Here is a 16,740-nt window from a genome sequence, read left to right on the forward strand (position 1 = left end):
GTGTTATCCCGGCTCGTTCGCGCGGTTTCGACGCCGAATCGTAACCCTATACACGACTCGGGACCCCGTTCTATCCGTGAACTACATCTCGTGGGCGGTCGTCGCGCTCGGGGCCTACTCCCTCGTCGCGCCGCTGATGAAAGTGGCGACGACGGGACAGGGGAAGATTCCGAGCGACGTGGCCGCGCTGGTCGCTAACAGCGTGCTCGTCGTGGGAACCGTCGGGGTCATCGTCGTCTCCGGGCAGAGCGTCACGGACTCGGTCGTGAGTTCGAAGCTCCCCTACGTCCTCGGCGCTGGCGTCTGCCTCGCGGTCGGCATCCTCGCGTACTACCGGGCGCTCGCGCTCGGTCCCGTCTCCATCGTCGCCCCCATCTTCGGGATGTTCCTCGCGCTCTCGTCGGTCGTCGGCATCGTCGCGCTCGGCGAGCCGCTGACGGTTCGTAAGGCGGCCGGTATCGGCTTCGCCGTCCTCGCGATCGCCCTCGTCTCCATCGACTGAGCGGGCTCACACCGCCGCCGAAGGCGACGCGGAACTGCCGCGGGCCAACCGCTTTTGATGCTCGCGGGCCAACGCGCCGACATGGTACTCCTGGAATCCGACTCCGAACTCGAACGCGGCGACGCCGCACCCGACTTCGAACTCCCCGGCACCGACGGCGAGACGTACTCCCTCTCGTCGTTCGCCGACGACGACGCGCTCCTCCTCGTCTTCACCTGTAACCACTGCCCGTACGCGAAGGCGAAGTTCGAGGAACTGAACCACCTCGCGAGCGCCTACGACGACCTCGCGGTCGTCGGCATCAACCCGAACGACGCCGAGGACCGCCCCGAAGACTCCTTCGAGAAGATGCAGGAACTCGTCGAGGACGGCACGATTGGGTACACCGCCTACCTCCGCGACGAGTCGCAGGCAGTCGCCGCCGAGTACGGCGCGGTCTGCACGCCCGACCCGTTCCTCTTCGAGAACACCGGCGACGGGTTCGAACTCGCGTTCCACTCCCGCATCGACGACGCGATGAGCCCCGACGACGAGGTGACCGACTACGAGATGCGCACGGCCGTCGAGGCGCTCCTCGCCGGCGACGACATCCCCGTCGAGGAGTCCCCCTCGCAGGGCTGTTCCATCAAGTGGAAAGACCAGTAAAATAGCGCGACCGCACTCGTCCGACTTGCGGCCCTACTCGTCGCCGAGGAGGGCTTCCCGGGCGTTCTCCACCGCGGCTTCTTTCTTCGCCGGATAGGCTTCGACTTTTGCGCGGAGCGTGAGCCCGCCGCCGCGGCGGGCCTCGCCCTTGAACGCGGCCTGTTTGTCCAGCCGCAGGAAGAACTCCGTGTTGTCCGTGACGCGCTGGTCGAGTTCGTCGAGGAGCGTCTCGAAGTCGGGGAGGTCGCGAATCTTGGCGAGGACGTGCCGCACGTCGTTCGCGCGCTCGACGCGCGCGGAGAAGACGATGATGCGGTCGCCGTGGTGGCCGGTGCTCTCGACGCGGTCGACGTCGAACTCGTCGGGGAGGAACGTCCGCAGCGCCTCCTCGACCCGTTTTTCGTCTTCCGTCTCGTAACAGAACGTTCGGAGGTCGATGTAGTGGAACGGAACGCGTGGCATAGTGGGTCTAAGAGGCGTCGGTCGGTGTCGGTCGCTTACTCTTCGTCGGCTTCGTCGTCGGCGTCGGCGGCTTCGAGCTGGTCCTGCGCGATGCCGACCTCCTGGCCCTCGTCGAAGCTGATGGTGTAGGTCGGCTCGCCGAACATGCTCTCGATGACCTGCGTGACCGTCCCGGTCTCGCCGTCGAACTCGCTGTGCTTGTCGTGCAGAACGACCTTGTCGTCTTTCTCGAAGCTCATACGCACAGGTTCCGCGTCACCGGATAAAAGGGCGATGATTGGCCGCGAAGTCGCCGGCTCCACCTCGCGACGGCGCGTGTCGAAGCCGATTTGTGGAGCCGCGCCGAACCGTGAGCTATGCCGAGTCGCCCGCTCGCACATCGACCGCCGGCCGTGCGCCGATGACGGTCGACGACCTGTGGTTCCTCGCCGACGAGGCGCGCCAGCGCGCCGAGCAGGCCTACCACCGCCTGCGCCGGAGCCACGCCGACGCCGACTACCTCGAACCGGTCCACACCCGCCGCGTCTCCCGCCCGCGGTTTCGCACGCTCGCCGCCCGCGTGAAGTCCACGGGGACGCCCTACGGCGTCCACACCGTCGTCCGCCGCCGCGACGACGAGATACTGCTCGTCCGCCACGAGGGCGTCGACCTCTGGGTCCTCCCCGGCGGCGGCGTCGACGGCGACGAGGGGTTCACCGAGGCCGCCCGGCGCGAACTCGCCGAGGAGGCCGGCATCACCGCCGACTACGGCGGCCTCGCGATGGCCACCCGCGTCGACATCCGCTGCGACGGCCACCAGACGTGGGGCGTGATGCCCGTCTACCGCGCCCGCGCCGACGAGGCCGCGGAGCTCAGCGTGAACGACCCCGACGAGGAAATATCGGCCGCGCGGTGGTTCCGCGTCTCGGAGCTCCCGCCGGACACCCGCGACCGCGACGACCTGCTGTCGTGGTACGACCACGTCGCCGGCGACTGACCGGGCCGCCGGCTCAGCCGGTCGGTCCCTGCGCGTCTTCCGCGTCCTGCGCGTCTCCCGTTTCGCTCTCGTCGGCTTCGACGCGTTGGCCCCAGAACCCGGGGTACTTCTCCACCCAGAGGTCGCCGAGGACGACCGTCTGGCACGCGAGTCGGAGCCCCGAGTCGGAGTCGTGCGGCGGGAACCGGAGCCGGCGGCGCTCCTTTTTCGTCCGATAGGTCACAGGGCCGCGAACCCGGACGGCGCAGGTGCCACACGAGCCCCCGCCGCGGCAGTTGAACCACGACGAGTGACCGTTGTGCGGCGGTTCGCCGGCCGCTCGAAGCACGTCGCGGAGCACGTCCCCGCGGTCGCACTCGATTTCCCGGCCGCGAAAGTGGACGGTTGGCACGTGTCGGGTGACGCCACGCGAGGCTTAAGCGGTGTCGTTCGAGCGACGACGGGAGAGAGCCGGCAAAAGGCCGCCGACCGTCCACCGCGCCGCCGCCGCGGTTCCCGAACCGAACCACGAAAAGCGGCAAGGGCCTCCGAAACCCCGCGATTCGCCTCGGAGAATCTAAGTTCGTTCGTCCCCGACCCCGACCATGCGCAACACACGACGCGCGTACCTCGCCGCCACGGCGGGTGCGCTGACGCTGGGAACCGCCGGCTGTCTCGGCGGCGGAAGCGGCGGTTCCGGCGACGACGCCGTCGCCGCCATCGGTTGCGAGGTCCCCGCACGCGACACGGTCGATTCGCTCCCCACGCCCGTCATCGGGGCCGAGGACGCGAGCGTCGTCGTCGACGTCTGGGAGGACTTCGCCTGCCCTCACTGCGCGACCTTCGCGGTCGAGGTCGCTCCGCAACTCCGGTCCGAGTACGTCTCGGAGGGCGTCGTCCGCTACCGCCACCACGACCTCCCGATTCCGGTCGACGACTGGTGGTCGTGGAAGGGCGCTTCGGCAGCCCGCGCCGTCCAGGACGAGGCCGACGACGAGACCTTCTTCGAGTTCGCCCACACGCTCTACGAGAACCAGTCGGAGTTCACCGGCGGCGACGCCGAGGGCTCGCTCTCGACGCTCCGGTCGCTCGCGGACGACGCCGACCTCGACGGCTGTTCGGTCGCCGCGGCCGCCTCCCGGGAACGCTACCGCCCGCTCATCGAGGCCGAACGAACCGATGCCGTCGACGAGCGTGGATTCCAGGGGACGCCGACCGTCCTCGTCGACGGCGAGCAGGTCCCCCCGCGGTGGTCCGACCTCCAGAGCGCCGTCGAGGACGCTCGATAACCGGTTTCGACTCGCACACTACCTCTCTCGCGGGATTCGCGCACGACACCAGCGACTCTTTACGCAGAGATTCACTAGCCACGAGTATGCACGCGACGCGACCGCTCCGCCGACCCCGACGAGGTGACGACCGGTGAGACGACGCGCCCTCCTCTCTCTTCTCGCGGGCGCGGGCGTCGCCGGCCTCGCGGGCTGTCTCGGCGACGGTTCGACCCCCGAGGGGTCCGCCGAGACGACCACAGCGACCGCCGGAACCGGAGACGACGGCACCGGAACTGCCTCGGCAACCGCGTCGCCCGACTCCGGCGACCTCCCGCTCGTCGTCGACACCGTGGAGGCGCAGGGCTCGACGGCCGGCGAGGCTCGAATCCCGGCGGACGGGACGCCGACCGTCCTCGACCTCTTCGCGACGTGGTGTGCGCCCTGCGTCGCCCAGATGGAGTCGCTTCGGACGCTCCACGAGGAGTTCGGCGACGACGTGGCGTTCGTCTCGGTGACGAACGAGCGCCTCGGCGGCGGCCTCACGATGGACGACATCCGCGATTGGTGGGCGGAACACGACGGGAACTGGACGGTCGGCCACGACCCCGACAGTAACCTGATGCGCGCGGTCCGCGCGAACGGCCTCCCGTACCTCGTCGTCTTCGACGCCGACGGCGAGGTGTCGTGGACCCACCGCGGCCTCGCCAGCGAGGAGAACCTCCGCGCCGCCGTCGAGGACGTCGCCTGATGCCCGGGTTCGGTCTCGGTCCCGTGCTGGGACTCGACCCCGGGTTCGCGGGCACGCTCGCGTTCGCCGTCAGCGCGGGCGTCGCCACCTTCTTCGCGCCCTGCGCCTACCCGCTTCTCCCGGGCTACGTCGGCTACTACCTCTCCCGCGAGGAGGCCGACCTCGGCGGCGCGGCCGTCCGCGGGTCGGTCGCCTCGCTCGCCGCCCTGCTCGTCCTCGGCGCTATCGGGAGCGCGCTCGCGGTCGTCGGCGGCCGCATCGCCTCGCACCTCGCGCTCCTCGAACCGCTCGTCGGCGTGGCCCTCGTCGGCTTCGGCGTCCTCATGTTCTCCGGTCGCGCGCCGAGCCTCCACGTCGTCCTCCCGGAGTACCGGTCGTCGGTGACCGGCTTCGGCGTCTTCGGCGCGGTGTACGGCCTCGCGGCCGCCGGCTGCGTCGTCCCGATTTTCCTCGGCGTCGTCACGCAGTCGCTCGCGCTCCCGACCCCGCAGGCGGTCGTCTCGCTGGGGGCCTACGCCGCGGCCGCCGCGCTCCCGCTCGCGGTCGTCACCGTCGCGGCCGCGCTCGGCGGCGACCGAATCCGGTCGCTGTCGGGCCACGTCGGCTCGGTCCAGAAGGTCGCCGCGGGCGTGATGGTGCTCGCCGGTCTCTGGCAGATTTGGCTGGCGCTGTCGTTCTTGGGACACGTCTGAGGGGGCGGGCGGTCGGCCGCCCGATAGCCCGCGGCGGCCGACTCAGTCGCCCAGCCCCGGAGCCTCGCCGGTCGGCGTCGGCAGCGACCGAATCTCCCGCGGCGGCACGAGGAAGTTGCCGCGGCGCTTGACGAAGATGTACTCCAGAATGCCGTTGTTGACGCGCTGGCGGACGGTCGGCACGTCGGTCAGGTCGGTGCCGTTCATCGCCTCGCGGACCGCCTCGAACTCGGAGATGCCGCGCTGGAGCGACGGGAAGTGCAGGCTCGCCACGCCGTCGTCGGCCGACTCGAAGTGTCTGCGGAGCAGTTTGACGTTGCCCTCGTCGTCGCGGTTGGCGCGGGCGGCCTTCTGGGCGTGGCCGACGTGGCCGAACTCGAAGGCGTCGTCGCGGAGGCTGTCGAGCATCGCGTCGATGCCGCTGTCGTCGCCGAGGTTGTCGCCGACGCCTTCGACGAGGTCCTGCTCGGCGTGGGCAGGCGAAAACAGCTTCATGACCCGATGGTAGCGGTCTTCCTCGTCGTACCAGTCCGAGAGGCGCTGGCGGACGTTCGCCACGTGCTTCGTGGTCGCGCCCGCGAACGGCCCCTCGTCGATGGTGACGTACTCCTCGGTGGCCTGATTCTTGGCGAAGCCGGCTTTGAACCCCATGAACAGCGGCGACTCCTCGGGGACGGGGTTCCCGTCGGGGACGCCGTTCAGGTCGGACTGGTGTTCCGCCGGGAGGCCGGCCCCGACGAAGCCCGTCCGTCTGGAGTCCACTGAGAAGACCCCCGAGAGGTCGGCGTCGACGGCGACGCCGTTGGCCTCGTCGACCTCGCCGCGGAGCGCCTGTTCGGCTTCGAGGACCGCGTCGGCGCGGTCGGACGCGAGGTGGACGAGCGCGTCCTGCCGGTCGAACTCGGGTGTCTCGAAGGGTGACAGCGCCCGCGGTTCGGGCAGGTCCACGCCCGCCGGGAGCGGGTCGTCGAAGCGGTCGAAGTACCGCGGGGAGTAGGCGACCGACCAGATGACGCCCTCGTGGCTCCGCTCGTAGGCGCGGTCGAGGACGCGGAAGGCGTTCTCGACGGCCTCGCGGTCGGCCTCGGCGGGCGGTCCCTCGCCCGCGAGGTCGAGGTAGAGAAGCACCTGATGCCGGGGCATCTCGACGTTGCCGTGGTCGTCAGCCCGGCAGAACTCGTTCCACGCGTGCTGTCTGCTCGGGAGCGTCTCGAACGCGTCGGTCCCCGCCGGGACGGGGTCGTCCGGTGCCCTGTCGAGGCAGGCGGAGAGCGCCGCCGCGCCCCCGGCCGCGACCGCGGCCTTCAGGAACTCCCGGCGGGACGGAGACCCGTCGAACATACCCCGGCTAGGGACCTCTCGGGGAAGTCCGTTCTGGTGTGTGCGTCGAAGATTTCGCCGCGGTCGTGCGAGACGAGAACACGCGCGCTGGCGTTCGAAACGCACACCAAACGGCATTTGAGTATCGGGCCGCTAGCGGTGGGTAATGAAACGACGAACGTATCTCCGCGCCGCGGGGGCGGGCGCGGCGCTCGGTCTCGCGGGCTGTCTCGGCGGCGGCGACGCCAATCCCAACGTCTCGCTGTCGAAGCCCGACCGCGAGAACGACGTGTCCAGCGAGGACCTCCCCTACCCGGCGTGGGGACAGCAGGTCCCCGACGTGACGCTCGCGGACCCCATCGCGGGGGGCGAGGTGTCGGTGCGCGACATCGACGTGCCGCACTTCCACACGTACTTTTTCACCAACTGCATGACCGTCTGTCCGGTCCTCATCAGCGCGCTCCGAGAGGTCCAGATTCACTCGGTCAGCGAGGGCTACGCCGACGAGGTGTCGTTCTACCCCATCACGTTCGACCCCGCCCGCGACGACGCCGACGCCTTCCGCGCGGAGGCCGACCAGATGAACGTCGACATGGACGCGGGCAACTGGCACTTCCTCCGCCCCGCCGACGAGGCCGAGGCGAAGTCGGTCGTCGAAGACCAGTTCGGCGTCTTCTTCCAGAAGAACGAGCCGAACGACGAGGGCAACTACATGTTCACCCACCTCGGGCTCGTCTCGCTCGTCAACGACGACGGCTACGTCGAGCGGACCTACCGCGGCAACCAACCGGACGAACAGACGCTCATCGACGACCTCACCGCGCTCCGGGAGGCATGACGAGTCGGCGTCGGTTTCTCGCGGCGAGCGGGACCGTCGCAACCGCCGGGCTCTCCGGCTGTCTCGCCGAACTCGGTCGACTCTACACGTCGAACGAACCGCCGGTCGTCTCGAACCGCCCCGACGAGGTGTACGTCCCGACCCACACCGAGGGGATGCGCATGGTCGGGAGCGCGGACGCCGGCGACCTCCGGGTGGGGGTCTTCTACAGCTACCCCCACCGGTTCTGGGTGATGTCCGACGAGGGCGACGGCTTCGGCACGTCGAAAATCTCGGTCGAGGCCGGCGACGACGTGCATCTCATGGCGTCCGTCTGGGACGCCGAGACGGGCGTCGTCGTCCCCGACACCGGCCTCTCGCTCGAAATCGCCCGCGACGGCGACCTCGTGAGCGAGGAGGTCGTCTACGCGATGCTCTCCCAGCGGATGGGCTTTCACTACGGCTCGAACTTCGGCCTCGACGGCGACGGGACCTACGAGGTGACGGTGGACGTGGGCGCGCCCTCCCTGCGCCTGTTCGGCGACCTCGTCGGCCGGTTCGACTCCCCGGCGACCGCGACGCTGGACTTCGAGTACAGCGCCCGCGACCGCGACGACCTCCCGTACACGACGCTCGACGACCAGCAGGGCGACCTCGGCGCGGTCAAGCCGATGGAGATGGACGGGCTTCCCCTCGGCCGCGCCCCCGAGACGCTTCCGGGGACGGCGCTCGGGTCGGCGACGACGGGCAGCCTCCGACTCGTCGGCACCGTCCTCGATGCCGACCGCTTCGGCGACGACCCCTACCTCGCTGTCTCCCCGCAGACGCCCTACAACCGCCTTCTCGTCCCGCGGCTGGGGCTCACCGCGACCGTCGCGTCCGGCGGGTCGACCCGCTTCGACGGCCGGCTCGAACCCGGCCTCGACGCCGACCTCGGCTTCCACTACGGCGCGTCGGTTCCGGGGCTCGCCGGCGACGACGCGACCGCGGACCTCGCGGTGGACGTGCCGCCGCAGGTCGCCCGCCACGAGGGCTACGAGACGGCCTTTCTCGAATTCGACCCCGTTCGCCTCGGGTAACGGCAACCGAGTCGAACAAGGACAGGGCTATTTTCGTCCGGACCGACCGACCCCGTATGGACTCGACGCGCCGCGAACGAGCGACACTCGCCCTCGCCGTCTGGGGCGTCCTCGTCTCGCAGGTGCTCCTCTACCCGGGCGTCTCCGACCTCGTGACCGCCCTCGGCGGCGGACAGGGGGAGTACGACCTCTCGGCCGGGATGCTGTTTCTCGTCGCGGAGTTCGCCTCGTTCGTCGCCTTCTCCAGCGTCTGGGGCGCGCTCTCGGACGCCCTCGGTCGGCGGACGTGGCTCATCGTCGCGGGCGCGCTCGGCGGCGCGGCCAGCTACGTCGCGCTCCTCGCGCTCGCGACGCTCCCGTGGCTCGACGCGACCTTCGGCGCGGTCCTCGCCGTCCGCCTCGTCGGCGGCGCGATGACCATCGGCGCGTTCTCGCTGTCGATTACGATGCTCGCGGACCTCTCCGGAGGCAACGGACGGAACATGGGCGCGGCGGGCATCGCCATCGGCCTCGGCGCGGCGCTCGGCTCGGTCGTCGGCGGCCAACTCACCACCATCGACCCGCTCGCGCCGCTGTACGCGTCCGCCGCGGCGCTCACCGCCGTCGCGCTGCTCGTCACGACCGTCACCGACCGGACGCCCGATTCGACCCGCGTCGGCGTCGGCGTCGTCCTCAAGAAACTGGCCGCGCGCCCGGCGTTCGCGGTCCCCTACGCCTTCGGCTTCATCGACCGCATGACGGCCGGCTTCTTCGCCCTCGTCGGCGTGTACTACTTCCGCGAGACGTTCGGCGCGAACGCCGCCGTCGCGGGCGGGGTGCTGGCGCTCTTTTTCGTCCCCTTCGCGCTCCTGCAGTACCCCCTCGGGTCGCTGTCCGACCGCGTCGGCCGGTTCGTCCCCGTCGTCGCGGGGTCGATGCTCTACGGGGTTGCCATCATCGCGGTCGGGCTCGCCCCCGTCTTCGAACTCGCGGCGGGCCTGATGGTCGTCGTCGGCGTCTTCGGCGCGCTCGTCGCGCCCGCGACGATGGCGCTCGTGACCGACCTCGCCGAGCCGGGCGAGCGCGGGGCGGCCCTCGGTGGGTTCAACGTCTTCGGAAGCCTCGGCTTCCTCGCCGGCTTCCTCGTCGGGGGCGTCGTCGCCGACGCGGTCGGCTACCTCCCGTCGTTCCTCGTCGTCGGCTTCGCCGAGGTCGCAATCGCCGTCGTCGCGCTCCGGGCGGTGAAGCGACTCGACGGCATCGGCGCGGCTCAGACCCCGTCGAGCGCCGACTGAAGCTCGGCGTTCACGACGAGCCACATCCCGCGGAGGCAGACGACCACGGCGAGGCCGACGCCCGCGAGGACGAACGCCAAGAACAGGCCGACGAAGACGCCGCCGCCCCGCGGGTCGGGGACGGTCGCCGCGAACTCGCCGAGCTGGACCGCGAACGCGACGATGCCGGCGACGAGAAACGCGAGCAGCAGTTCGAGGAGCCGCCAGAACGTCTCGATTCGCAGACCGCCGCGGCCGGTGAGAAGGAGGGCGATTCGCCGCGACGCGGCCAGGAGCGAGGCGACCGTGAGAAGCACCGTCGCGGCGGCCGCGAGCCCGAAGCCGACGTCTGCGAGCGGGAGCGACGACGCGAGCGGCGAGACGAGCGTCAGCGCGACGCCGAGGAGGACGCCGGCCGCGAGGAGCGACTCGACGCCGAGAATCGCCGTCTCCGGCTCGTCGCGGGCGATTCGAGCGAGTGTCCGGTACACAACCGACGCTCTCGGCGGGTGCTGAAGGCTGTTTCCCTTGGCCCTAGTCGTGCCCGGAGACGCGAACCGGACGGTAGGGCGCTTCGAGGTAGTCGATGTCGGAGTCCGAGAGCTTGATGTCGAGGGCCTCGACCGCGTCTTCGAGGTGTTCGATACTGCTCGTGCCGACGATGGGCGCGTCCACCCAGTCCTTGTGGAGCACCCACGAGAGGGCGAGTTGCGCCATCTTGACGCCCTTCTCGTCGGCGAGTTCCTCGACGCGCTCGTTCACTTCGCGGCCGCCGCCCTCGAAGTACGGATGGCCCTTGGCGTGCTCGTCGGTCCGGCCGCGGGTCGTCGCCTCGAACTCCTCGTGGGGGCGGGTGAGGTAGCCGCGGGCGAGCGGCGACCACGGCATGACGCCGACGCCCTGCTTCTCGCAGAGGGGGAGCATCTCGCGTTCCTCCTCGCGGTAGAGCAGGTTGTAGTGGTTCTGCATCGTGGCGAAGCGGTCCAGTCCGAGCGAGTCGGCGGTGTACTGCGCCTCGGCGAACTGGTGGGCCCACATCGACGACGCGCCGACGTAGCGCGTCTTGCCGCGGCGAACCGCGTCGTCGAGCGCGCGCATCGTCGTCTCGATGGGCGTGTCGTCGTCGTAGCGGTGAATCTGCAGCAGGTCGAGGCTGTCCATCCCGAGGCGGTCCAGCGAGTTGTCGAGTTCCTGCTCGATGGCCTTCCGCGAGAGGCCGCCGGAGTTCGGGTCGGTTTCGTCCATCTGGAAGTACACCTTCGAGGCGACGACGGCCTCGTCTCGGCGGCCCTCCAGCGCCTTCCCGAGGACGCGCTCGGACTCGCCGTTCGAGTACATGTTCGCGGTGTCGAAGAAGTTGATACCGAGTTCGATGGCGCGGTCGACCAGTTCGAGGCCCGCCTCCTCCTCTAAGACCCACTCGCGCCACTCCGGGGTGCCGAAGCTCATACAGCCGAGACAGATGCGGGAGACCTCCATGCCGGTGTTTCCGAGCGTCGTGTACTCCATGCCGGAACATCCCCGCGAGTCGGCAAAAAGGTGGACCAAGCGGTAGCCGCGGCGGGGACCCTCCCTTCTCGGCCGGTCGTCGACTCACGAGATTCAGGTAAAACGGCCGTTTCTCGGGGTTTGAAACCGTCTCTCTCGATTTATGCCGCTGCGAGTCGTATCATTCATCCGAGGCGTTGCCTCGGTGATTCCGATGTTCACAACGAAACAACTGGTCGCGGTCCTCCTGAGTCTCCTCGTGGTGGGGTCGCTCGCGGGCGTCGCGGCCGCACAACAAGGGCCGGCGGCCGGCGGGACCGTCGTCGTCGGCGAAGGCGAGACCGTCGACGGCGACCTCGAAGCCGTCGGCGGCACGGTCGTCATCGCCGGGACGGTGACCGGCGACGTGTCGGCGACGGCCGGGACCGTCCTCCTGACTGAGACCGGAACCGTCGACGGGAACCTCGACGGCGTCGCGGGCTCCGCGACCCTCGAAGGGACCGTCGGCGGCGACGTGAGCCTCGCGGGCGGCGCGGTGTTCGTCCGCGACACCGCCGACATCGGCGGGTCGTTAGACGCCGCCGGCGGCACCGTCCAGCTCGACGGCGCGGTCGCCGGAAACGTCCGCGTCGGGGCCGACGAGTTCGCCGTCGGCCCGACCGCTCGGGTCGGCGGCTCGCTCGAATACGACGCGACGACCGCGACCGTCGACTCCGCGGCCGTCGTCGACGGCGGCGTGCGACAGGTCGACGACCTCGTGGTCGCCAGTCCCGTCGTCGCCGGCGCGCCGTTCCAGTTCGGCCAGTTCGAAGCCCCGGTCATCCCCGGCTGGGTGGTCTCGGGCTACTGGCTGCTCGCCAACTTCGTCCTCGGCGCGATTATCGTCCTCGTCGCTCCCGACTTCGCCCGCCGCGTGACGGGCCTCGGGACGAAGAAGGCCGTGCGGAGCGGCGGTGTCGGCCTCCTCGCCATCGTCGCGATACCCATCGTCCTGCTGCTCCTGCTGTTGACCATCGTGGGCATCCCGCTCTCGCTGGCCGGCGGGGTCGGATTCGTCCTCGCCCTCTGGGTCGCGGGCATCTACGGCGCGCTCGTCCTCGGGACGTGGCTCCTGTCGCTCGCGGACTACGACAACCGCTGGGCCGCGCTGTTCTCCGGCCTGTTCGTCCTCGCCGTCCTCGACTTCGTCCCCCTCGGGGGAATCCTCGAATTCGTCGTCCTCCTCGTCGGCCTCGGCGCGTTCGCGCTGGCGCTCCGCGGGGAGTCCGCCGACGACGGCGACGAGGGCGTGAGCGCCCCCGGTGAGGGCCCCCAGGAAGGCTCGCCGATGGCCTGACGGCTCGGCGACCTCGCACAATCCGGACGAACAATTATTATGGTCTGTTCTGTCTGTCGAGCCATGGCAGTCGAGTACGAGGCCGAGTCGGAATCGTTCGAGTGGGACATCCCCGAGGACTACAACATCCCCGCGGTCATCGAATCGCACGCCGACGCCTTCGGCGACCGCGTCGCCCTGAAGTTCCGCGACGCCGACGGCGGCCGCGAGGAGCGGACCTACGGCGACCTCCGGGACGACATGAACCGCTTCGCCAACGCGCTCGAATCCATGGGCGTCGGGAAGGGCGACCGGCTCATCCACCTGCTTCCCCGCGACCCCGACGTGTTCGCCGTCCAGCTCGGCGCGCTCAAGCGCGGCGCGCTGCTCGTCCCCAGTTCCTCGATGCTCAAGCCCAAGGACATCGCGTTCCGCGCGAACGACTGCGAGGCGACGACCGCCGTCGTCCACGAGTCGCTCGTCGGCATGGTCGACGAGGTGCGCGACGAGACGCCGCTTTCGAACTTCGTCGTCCTCGGCGGCGACGCCGACGGCTGGACCTCGTTTTCCGACCTCGTCGCCGACGAGTCCGCCGACCACGACGGCCCCGACCTCCGGGCCGAAGACCCGATGTCCATCAACTACACGTCGGGGACGACCGGCCAGCCCAAGCCGGTCCGCCACCGCCACCGCTGGATGCGCTGTTTCGAACTCGTCAACGCCCCCTACTGGTGGGGCGTCACGGCCGACGACGACCTCTCCGACGAACTGCTCTGGGCGACGACCGGAACCGGCTGGGCCAAGTGGTTCTGGAGCCCCGTCGGCGTCGGCCTGACGACCGGCGCGACCCAGTTCGTCTACCGCGGCGACTTCGAACCGGGCGCGTTCCTCGACATCATGGAAGAAGAGGGCGTCACCCGCCTCTGCGCCGTCCCGACCCAGTACCGGATGTTCGCCCAGCGCGACCTCGGCTCGTACGACCTCCGACTGAAAGAGGCGCTGTCGGCGGGCGAACCGCTCAACCGCGAACCCATCGAGGCGTTCCGCGAGGCGTTCGGCGTCATCCCGCGAGACGGCTACGGCCAGACCGAGACGGTCGCGCTCCTCACGAACTACCCCGGCATCGACGTGAAACCCGGCAGCATGGGCAAGCCGACGCCCGGCCTCGGCACGACCATCATCGACGAGAACGAGGCGGAGGTCGGCGTCGACGAAATCGGCGAAATCGCCGTCCCGGTCGGCTGTCCCGGCATCTTCGACGGCTACTACGAGAAGCCGAACCTCGACGAGAAGACGTTCTCGGGCGACTACTACCGCACCGGCGACCTCGCCTCCCGCGACGAGGACGGCTACTTCTTCTTCGAGGGGCGCGCCGACGACATCATCATCTCGGCGGGCTACCGGATCGGCCCCTTCGAGGTCGAAGACGCGCTCGTCTCCCACGAGGCGGTCGCGGAAGCCGCCGCGGTCGCCAGCCCGCACGAGGAGCGCGGCAGCATCGTCAAGGCGTTCGTCGTCCTCACCGACGGCTACGAGGGCTCCGACGACCTCGTGGACGAACTCCAGTCGTTCATGAAAGCGCAGACGGCCCCGTACAAGTACCCGCGCGAAATCGAGTTCGTCGCCGAACTGCCGAAGACCTCCTCGGGGAAGATTCGCCGCATCGAACTGCGCTCGCAGGAACGGGACTGAGCCGCGTCGCCCGGGGAACCCATTTCCCCTTTGTCACCTTTCTTTAGGCGTCGTCGCTTGGTGACGCCCATGTACATCGCGGACCAGACGTGGCCCGAACTCGGCGACTACGTGGCCGAATCGTCGCTCGCGGTCGTGCCGCTCGGCTCGACGGAACAGCACGGCCCGCACCTCCCGCTCGCCACAGACCACCTCATCGCGGAGGCGTTGGCCCGCGAGGCGGCCGACCGGACCGGCTACCTCTGCACGCCGACCGTCAACGTGGGCGTCAGCCCGCACCACCGCCAGTTCCACGGGACCATGTGGGTGGACGCGCCGCAGTTCCGCGACTACGTGGAGTCGATGACGCGGAACCTCGCGTACCACGGCGTCGACCGGGTCGTGTTCGTCAACGCCCACGGCGGCAACGTCCAGCACCTCCGGGAGGTCGGTCGCCGCCTCCGCGACGACGGCACCATGTACGCCATCGAGTGGATGTGGGACGAGTCGATTCCGGACCTCGTGACGGACCTGTTCGACCACCCCGGCCCCCACGGCGGGCCGAAGGAGACCTCGATGATCATGCACATCGCCCGCGACCTCGTCCGCGAGGGCGAACTCGACTCGGCCCGCGACGGCGGCGTCGTGGACCTGAGCGACGCCCACCTCCGCGAACACGGCGCGCGGACGTTCTACGACGCCGTCGAGAACTCCGGAAACGGCGTCTTCGGCGACCAGACCGACGCGTCGCCCGAAGCCGGCGAGGAACTGTTCGAGGCCGCGGCGGACCAGCTCGTCCGCCTGCTGTCGTGGCTCGACGACCAGCCGATTGCGGACCTGCTCGCGCCCGCGCACGTCGACCCGCAACCGGGCTCGCGTCGCTAATCAATCGACTGGCCGACACGCTCTTTTCTCCGCCGCCGAAGGGACGCCTATGACCGTCTGGGTCCTCGGCGACCAACTCGACCCGTCGGCCGCGCCGCTGCAGTCCGACGACCGCGTGCTGATGATAGAGGCCCACGCCTTCGGCGACCGACTGCCGTACCACCCCCAGAAGCTCGCGCTCGTCTTCTCGGCGATGCGGCACTTCCGCGACGACCTCCGCGAGCGCGGGTACGAGGTGACCTACGTCGAAGCCGAGACGTTCGGCGAGGGGCTCGACCGCTACTTCGACGCCGCGCCGGGTGACGACCTCGTCGCGATGGACCCGCCCAGTCACGGCGCGGGCGAGCGGCTTCGGGAACTCGTCGCCGCCCGCGGCGGGTCGCTCACGCTCGTCGAGAACGACCTGTTTCTCACGACGCCCGCCGACTTCGACGACTGGGCCGGCGACGCCGACGCCTACCGACAGGAACACTGGTACCGGCACGCCCGCCGGGAGACGGGCGTCCTGATGGACGGCGACGGCCCCGTCGGCGGCGAGTGGAACTACGACGACCGGAACCGAGAGACGCCGCCGGAGGGGTGGACGCCGCCCGAGGCCCCGCGGTTCGAACCGGACGAGACGACGCGCGAGGTCATCGGGTTCGTCCGCGAGCGCTACCCCGACGCGTGGGGGTCGCCAGAACCGTTCGTCTGGCCGGTGACGCGCGAGGAGGCGAAGCAGGCGCTGTCGCACTTCGTCGAGGTCCGCCTTCCCGAGTTCGGCCCGTATCAGGACGCGATGGTCGACGGCGAGTGGGCGCTCTGTCACTCCCTGCTGTCGGCGGCCATCAACCTCGGCCTGCTCCACCCGCGCGAGGCGGTCGAGGCGGTCGAGGAAGCTTACGAGGCGGGCGACGCCCCGCTCAACAGCGCCGAGGGGTTCGTCCGGCAGGTCCTCGGCTGGCGGGAGTTCGTGCGGCACGTCTACCGGCGGTCGATGCCCGAACTGGCCGCGGCGAACCAACTCGACCAGACCGAATCGCTCCCGGAGGCGTACTGGACCGGCGAGACGGACATGCGCTGTCTCTCGGAGGCCGTGGGTCACGTCCGCGACCGCGGCTACGCCCACCACATCGAGCGCCTGATGGTGCTTTCGAACTTCGCGCTCGTCTACGGGGTCGACCCGGCGGAACTCGACCGCTGGTTCCACCTCGGCTTCGTCGACGCGTACCACTGGGTGACGACGCCGAACGTGGTCGCCATGGGCTCGTTCGGCACCGACGTGCTCTCGTCGAAGCCCTACGCCTCGTCGGGGAACTACGTCAACGAGATGTCCGACTACTGCTCGTCGTGTCCCTACGCGGTGTCGAAGACGACCGGCGAGAACGCCTGCCCGTTCAACGCGCTCTACTGGGACTTCCTGAAGGAGAACGAAGAACGCCTCCGGGGAACGGGCCGGATGGGGCTCATGTACTCCCACGTCGACCGGAAGGACGACGACGAGTGGGACGCCATCCGGGCGCGGGCCGACGAGATTCGGCGGATGGGCCGAGCGGGAACGCTCTGAGGCGAGCGACCGAAGCGACGACGAGCGACCACGACCCGACCGAGACCGGCGACCGCGGGGCGCGAACGCCGCGGCTGGCGGGGTGAAAATG

At 69.9% G+C, this 16,740-nt stretch carries 19 protein-coding genes; 13 read left to right on the top strand and 6 right to left on the bottom strand.

What is annotated here, in order from left to right; genetic code table 11:
* Nucleotides 1-76 precede the first annotated feature (76 nt).
* Both C454_RS16150 and C454_RS16155 read left to right on the top strand, forming a co-directional pair.
* Entirely contained in the window at nucleotides 77-502 is a 426-nt protein-coding gene (locus tag C454_RS16150; RefSeq protein ID WP_004977319.1) for an EamA family transporter, read from the top strand.
* An 81-nt stretch (nucleotides 503-583) separates the two neighbouring features.
* Nucleotides 584-1,147 (top strand): thioredoxin family protein, encoded by a 564-nt coding sequence (locus C454_RS16155; protein WP_049905243.1) that lies wholly within the window; start codon nucleotides 584-586, stop codon nucleotides 1,145-1,147.
* A 33-nt stretch (nucleotides 1,148-1,180) separates the two neighbouring features.
* On the opposite strand, the gene C454_RS16160 is transcribed toward C454_RS16155, so the two are convergent.
* Nucleotides 1,181-1,609, bottom strand: coding sequence for an RNA-binding protein (locus C454_RS16160; protein WP_004977322.1), 429 nt, complete (start codon nucleotides 1,607-1,609; stop codon nucleotides 1,181-1,183).
* A gap of 35 nt (nucleotides 1,610-1,644) precedes the next feature.
* Nucleotides 1,645-1,848: a hypothetical protein gene (locus tag C454_RS16165; protein WP_004977323.1), complete on the bottom strand. Its 204-nt coding sequence runs from the start codon at nucleotides 1,846-1,848 to the stop codon at nucleotides 1,645-1,647.
* Between the two features lie 161 nt (nucleotides 1,849-2,009).
* On the opposite strand from C454_RS16165, the gene C454_RS16170 reads away from it, so the two are divergent.
* The gene (locus tag C454_RS16170; RefSeq protein WP_004977325.1) at nucleotides 2,010-2,585 is read left to right on the top strand and encodes an NUDIX hydrolase; all 576 of its coding nucleotides are present in this window, start codon (nucleotides 2,010-2,012) and stop codon (nucleotides 2,583-2,585) included.
* A 13-nt stretch (nucleotides 2,586-2,598) separates the two neighbouring features.
* Here the strand turns inward: C454_RS16170 and C454_RS16175 are convergent, their stop codons facing one another.
* Entirely contained in the window at nucleotides 2,599-2,976 is a 378-nt protein-coding gene (locus C454_RS16175) for a 2Fe-2S iron-sulfur cluster-binding protein (RefSeq protein WP_004977326.1), read from the bottom strand.
* Nucleotides 2,977-3,169: 193 nt separating this feature from the next.
* Between C454_RS16175 and C454_RS16180 the strand changes: the two genes are divergently transcribed.
* From C454_RS16180 to C454_RS16190, 3 genes are all read left to right on the top strand, one after another.
* Nucleotides 3,170-3,853 carry a DsbA family protein gene (locus tag C454_RS16180; protein WP_004977327.1) on the top strand — a complete coding sequence of 228 codons (684 nt, stop codon included), beginning with the start codon at nucleotides 3,170-3,172 and terminating at the stop codon, nucleotides 3,851-3,853.
* A gap of 133 nt (nucleotides 3,854-3,986) precedes the next feature.
* Complete coding sequence (locus C454_RS16185) at nucleotides 3,987-4,583, top strand: TlpA family protein disulfide reductase (RefSeq protein WP_004977328.1); 597 nt, start codon at nucleotides 3,987-3,989, stop codon at nucleotides 4,581-4,583.
* Complete coding sequence (locus C454_RS16190) at nucleotides 4,583-5,275, top strand: cytochrome c biogenesis CcdA family protein (protein ID WP_004977329.1); 693 nt, start codon at nucleotides 4,583-4,585, stop codon at nucleotides 5,273-5,275. Before C454_RS16185 ends, C454_RS16190 begins: the two co-directional genes overlap by 1 nt.
* 42 nt (nucleotides 5,276-5,317) lie before the next feature.
* Here the strand turns inward: C454_RS16190 and C454_RS16195 are convergent, their stop codons facing one another.
* On the bottom strand, nucleotides 5,318-6,616 hold the full coding sequence (locus tag C454_RS16195; RefSeq protein ID WP_004977330.1) for a DUF7405 family protein: 1,299 nt from the start codon (nucleotides 6,614-6,616) through the stop codon (nucleotides 5,318-5,320).
* 145 nt (nucleotides 6,617-6,761) lie between these two features.
* Between C454_RS16195 and C454_RS16200 the strand changes: the two genes are divergently transcribed.
* From C454_RS16200 to C454_RS16210, 3 genes are read left to right on the top strand one after another with little or no spacing between them, the layout of a single operon-like run.
* Entirely contained in the window at nucleotides 6,762-7,433 is a 672-nt protein-coding gene (locus tag C454_RS16200; protein WP_004977331.1) for an SCO family protein, read from the top strand.
* Nucleotides 7,430-8,491, top strand: a complete 1,062-nt coding sequence (locus C454_RS16205; protein WP_004977332.1) for an iron transporter — start codon at nucleotides 7,430-7,432, stop codon at nucleotides 8,489-8,491. Before C454_RS16200 ends, C454_RS16205 begins: the two co-directional genes overlap by 4 nt.
* 56 nt (nucleotides 8,492-8,547) lie before the next feature.
* A complete protein-coding gene (locus tag C454_RS16210; protein ID WP_004977333.1) occupies nucleotides 8,548-9,765 on the top strand; it encodes an MFS transporter in 1,218 nt (405 codons plus the stop codon).
* On the opposite strand, the gene C454_RS16215 is transcribed toward C454_RS16210, so the two are convergent.
* Nucleotides 9,741-10,235 carry a hypothetical protein gene (locus C454_RS16215; RefSeq protein ID WP_004977334.1) on the bottom strand — a complete coding sequence of 165 codons (495 nt, stop codon included), beginning with the start codon at nucleotides 10,233-10,235 and terminating at the stop codon, nucleotides 9,741-9,743. The genes C454_RS16210 and C454_RS16215 overlap by 25 nt on opposite strands.
* Before the next feature lie 43 nt (nucleotides 10,236-10,278).
* The gene (locus C454_RS16220) at nucleotides 10,279-11,253 is read right to left on the bottom strand and encodes an aldo/keto reductase (protein WP_004977335.1); all 975 of its coding nucleotides are present in this window, start codon (nucleotides 11,251-11,253) and stop codon (nucleotides 10,279-10,281) included.
* A gap of 193 nt (nucleotides 11,254-11,446) precedes the next feature.
* On the opposite strand from C454_RS16220, the gene C454_RS16225 reads away from it, so the two are divergent.
* From C454_RS16225 to C454_RS16240, 4 genes are all read left to right on the top strand, one after another.
* Nucleotides 11,447-12,568, top strand: a complete 1,122-nt coding sequence (locus tag C454_RS16225; protein ID WP_004977336.1) for a bactofilin family protein — start codon at nucleotides 11,447-11,449, stop codon at nucleotides 12,566-12,568.
* A 63-nt stretch (nucleotides 12,569-12,631) separates the two neighbouring features.
* Nucleotides 12,632-14,239: an acyl-CoA synthetase gene (locus C454_RS16230; protein ID WP_004977337.1), complete on the top strand. Its 1,608-nt coding sequence runs from the start codon at nucleotides 12,632-12,634 to the stop codon at nucleotides 14,237-14,239.
* Between the two features lie 69 nt (nucleotides 14,240-14,308).
* Complete coding sequence (locus tag C454_RS16235) at nucleotides 14,309-15,103, top strand: creatininase family protein (protein ID WP_004977339.1); 795 nt, start codon at nucleotides 14,309-14,311, stop codon at nucleotides 15,101-15,103.
* A 49-nt stretch (nucleotides 15,104-15,152) separates the two neighbouring features.
* The gene (locus C454_RS16240; RefSeq protein WP_004977340.1) at nucleotides 15,153-16,649 is read left to right on the top strand and encodes a cryptochrome/photolyase family protein; all 1,497 of its coding nucleotides are present in this window, start codon (nucleotides 15,153-15,155) and stop codon (nucleotides 16,647-16,649) included.
* Nucleotides 16,650-16,740: the final 91 nt, after the last annotated feature.

It is taken from the genome of Haloferax gibbonsii ATCC 33959 (genome assembly GCF_000336775.1).
GTDB lineage: Archaea > Halobacteriota > Halobacteria > Halobacteriales > Haloferacaceae > Haloferax > Haloferax gibbonsii.

Coding starts and splice junctions, on each gene's coding strand:
- C454_RS16155 (WP_049905243.1), top strand. CDS start 584: ATGGTACTCCTGGAATCCGACTCCGAACTCGAACGCGGCGACGCCGCA.
- C454_RS16160 (WP_004977322.1), bottom strand. CDS start 1,609: ATGCCACGCGTTCCGTTCCACTACATCGACCTCCGAACGTTCTGTTAC.
- C454_RS16165 (WP_004977323.1), bottom strand. CDS start 1,848: ATGAGCTTCGAGAAAGACGACAAGGTCGTTCTGCACGACAAGCACAGC.
- C454_RS16170 (WP_004977325.1), top strand. CDS start 2,010: ATGACGGTCGACGACCTGTGGTTCCTCGCCGACGAGGCGCGCCAGCGC.
- C454_RS16180 (WP_004977327.1), top strand. CDS start 3,170: ATGCGCAACACACGACGCGCGTACCTCGCCGCCACGGCGGGTGCGCTG.
- C454_RS16190 (WP_004977329.1), top strand. CDS start 4,583: ATGCCCGGGTTCGGTCTCGGTCCCGTGCTGGGACTCGACCCCGGGTTC.
- C454_RS16195 (WP_004977330.1), bottom strand. CDS start 6,616: ATGTTCGACGGGTCTCCGTCCCGCCGGGAGTTCCTGAAGGCCGCGGTC.
- C454_RS16200 (WP_004977331.1), top strand. CDS start 6,762: ATGAAACGACGAACGTATCTCCGCGCCGCGGGGGCGGGCGCGGCGCTC.
- C454_RS16205 (WP_004977332.1), top strand. CDS start 7,430: ATGACGAGTCGGCGTCGGTTTCTCGCGGCGAGCGGGACCGTCGCAACC.
- C454_RS16210 (WP_004977333.1), top strand. CDS start 8,548: ATGGACTCGACGCGCCGCGAACGAGCGACACTCGCCCTCGCCGTCTGG.
- C454_RS16220 (WP_004977335.1), bottom strand. CDS start 11,253: ATGGAGTACACGACGCTCGGAAACACCGGCATGGAGGTCTCCCGCATC.
- C454_RS16225 (WP_004977336.1), top strand. CDS start 11,447: ATGTTCACAACGAAACAACTGGTCGCGGTCCTCCTGAGTCTCCTCGTG.
- C454_RS16230 (WP_004977337.1), top strand. CDS start 12,632: ATGGCAGTCGAGTACGAGGCCGAGTCGGAATCGTTCGAGTGGGACATC.
- C454_RS16235 (WP_004977339.1), top strand. CDS start 14,309: ATGTACATCGCGGACCAGACGTGGCCCGAACTCGGCGACTACGTGGCC.
- C454_RS16240 (WP_004977340.1), top strand. CDS start 15,153: ATGACCGTCTGGGTCCTCGGCGACCAACTCGACCCGTCGGCCGCGCCG.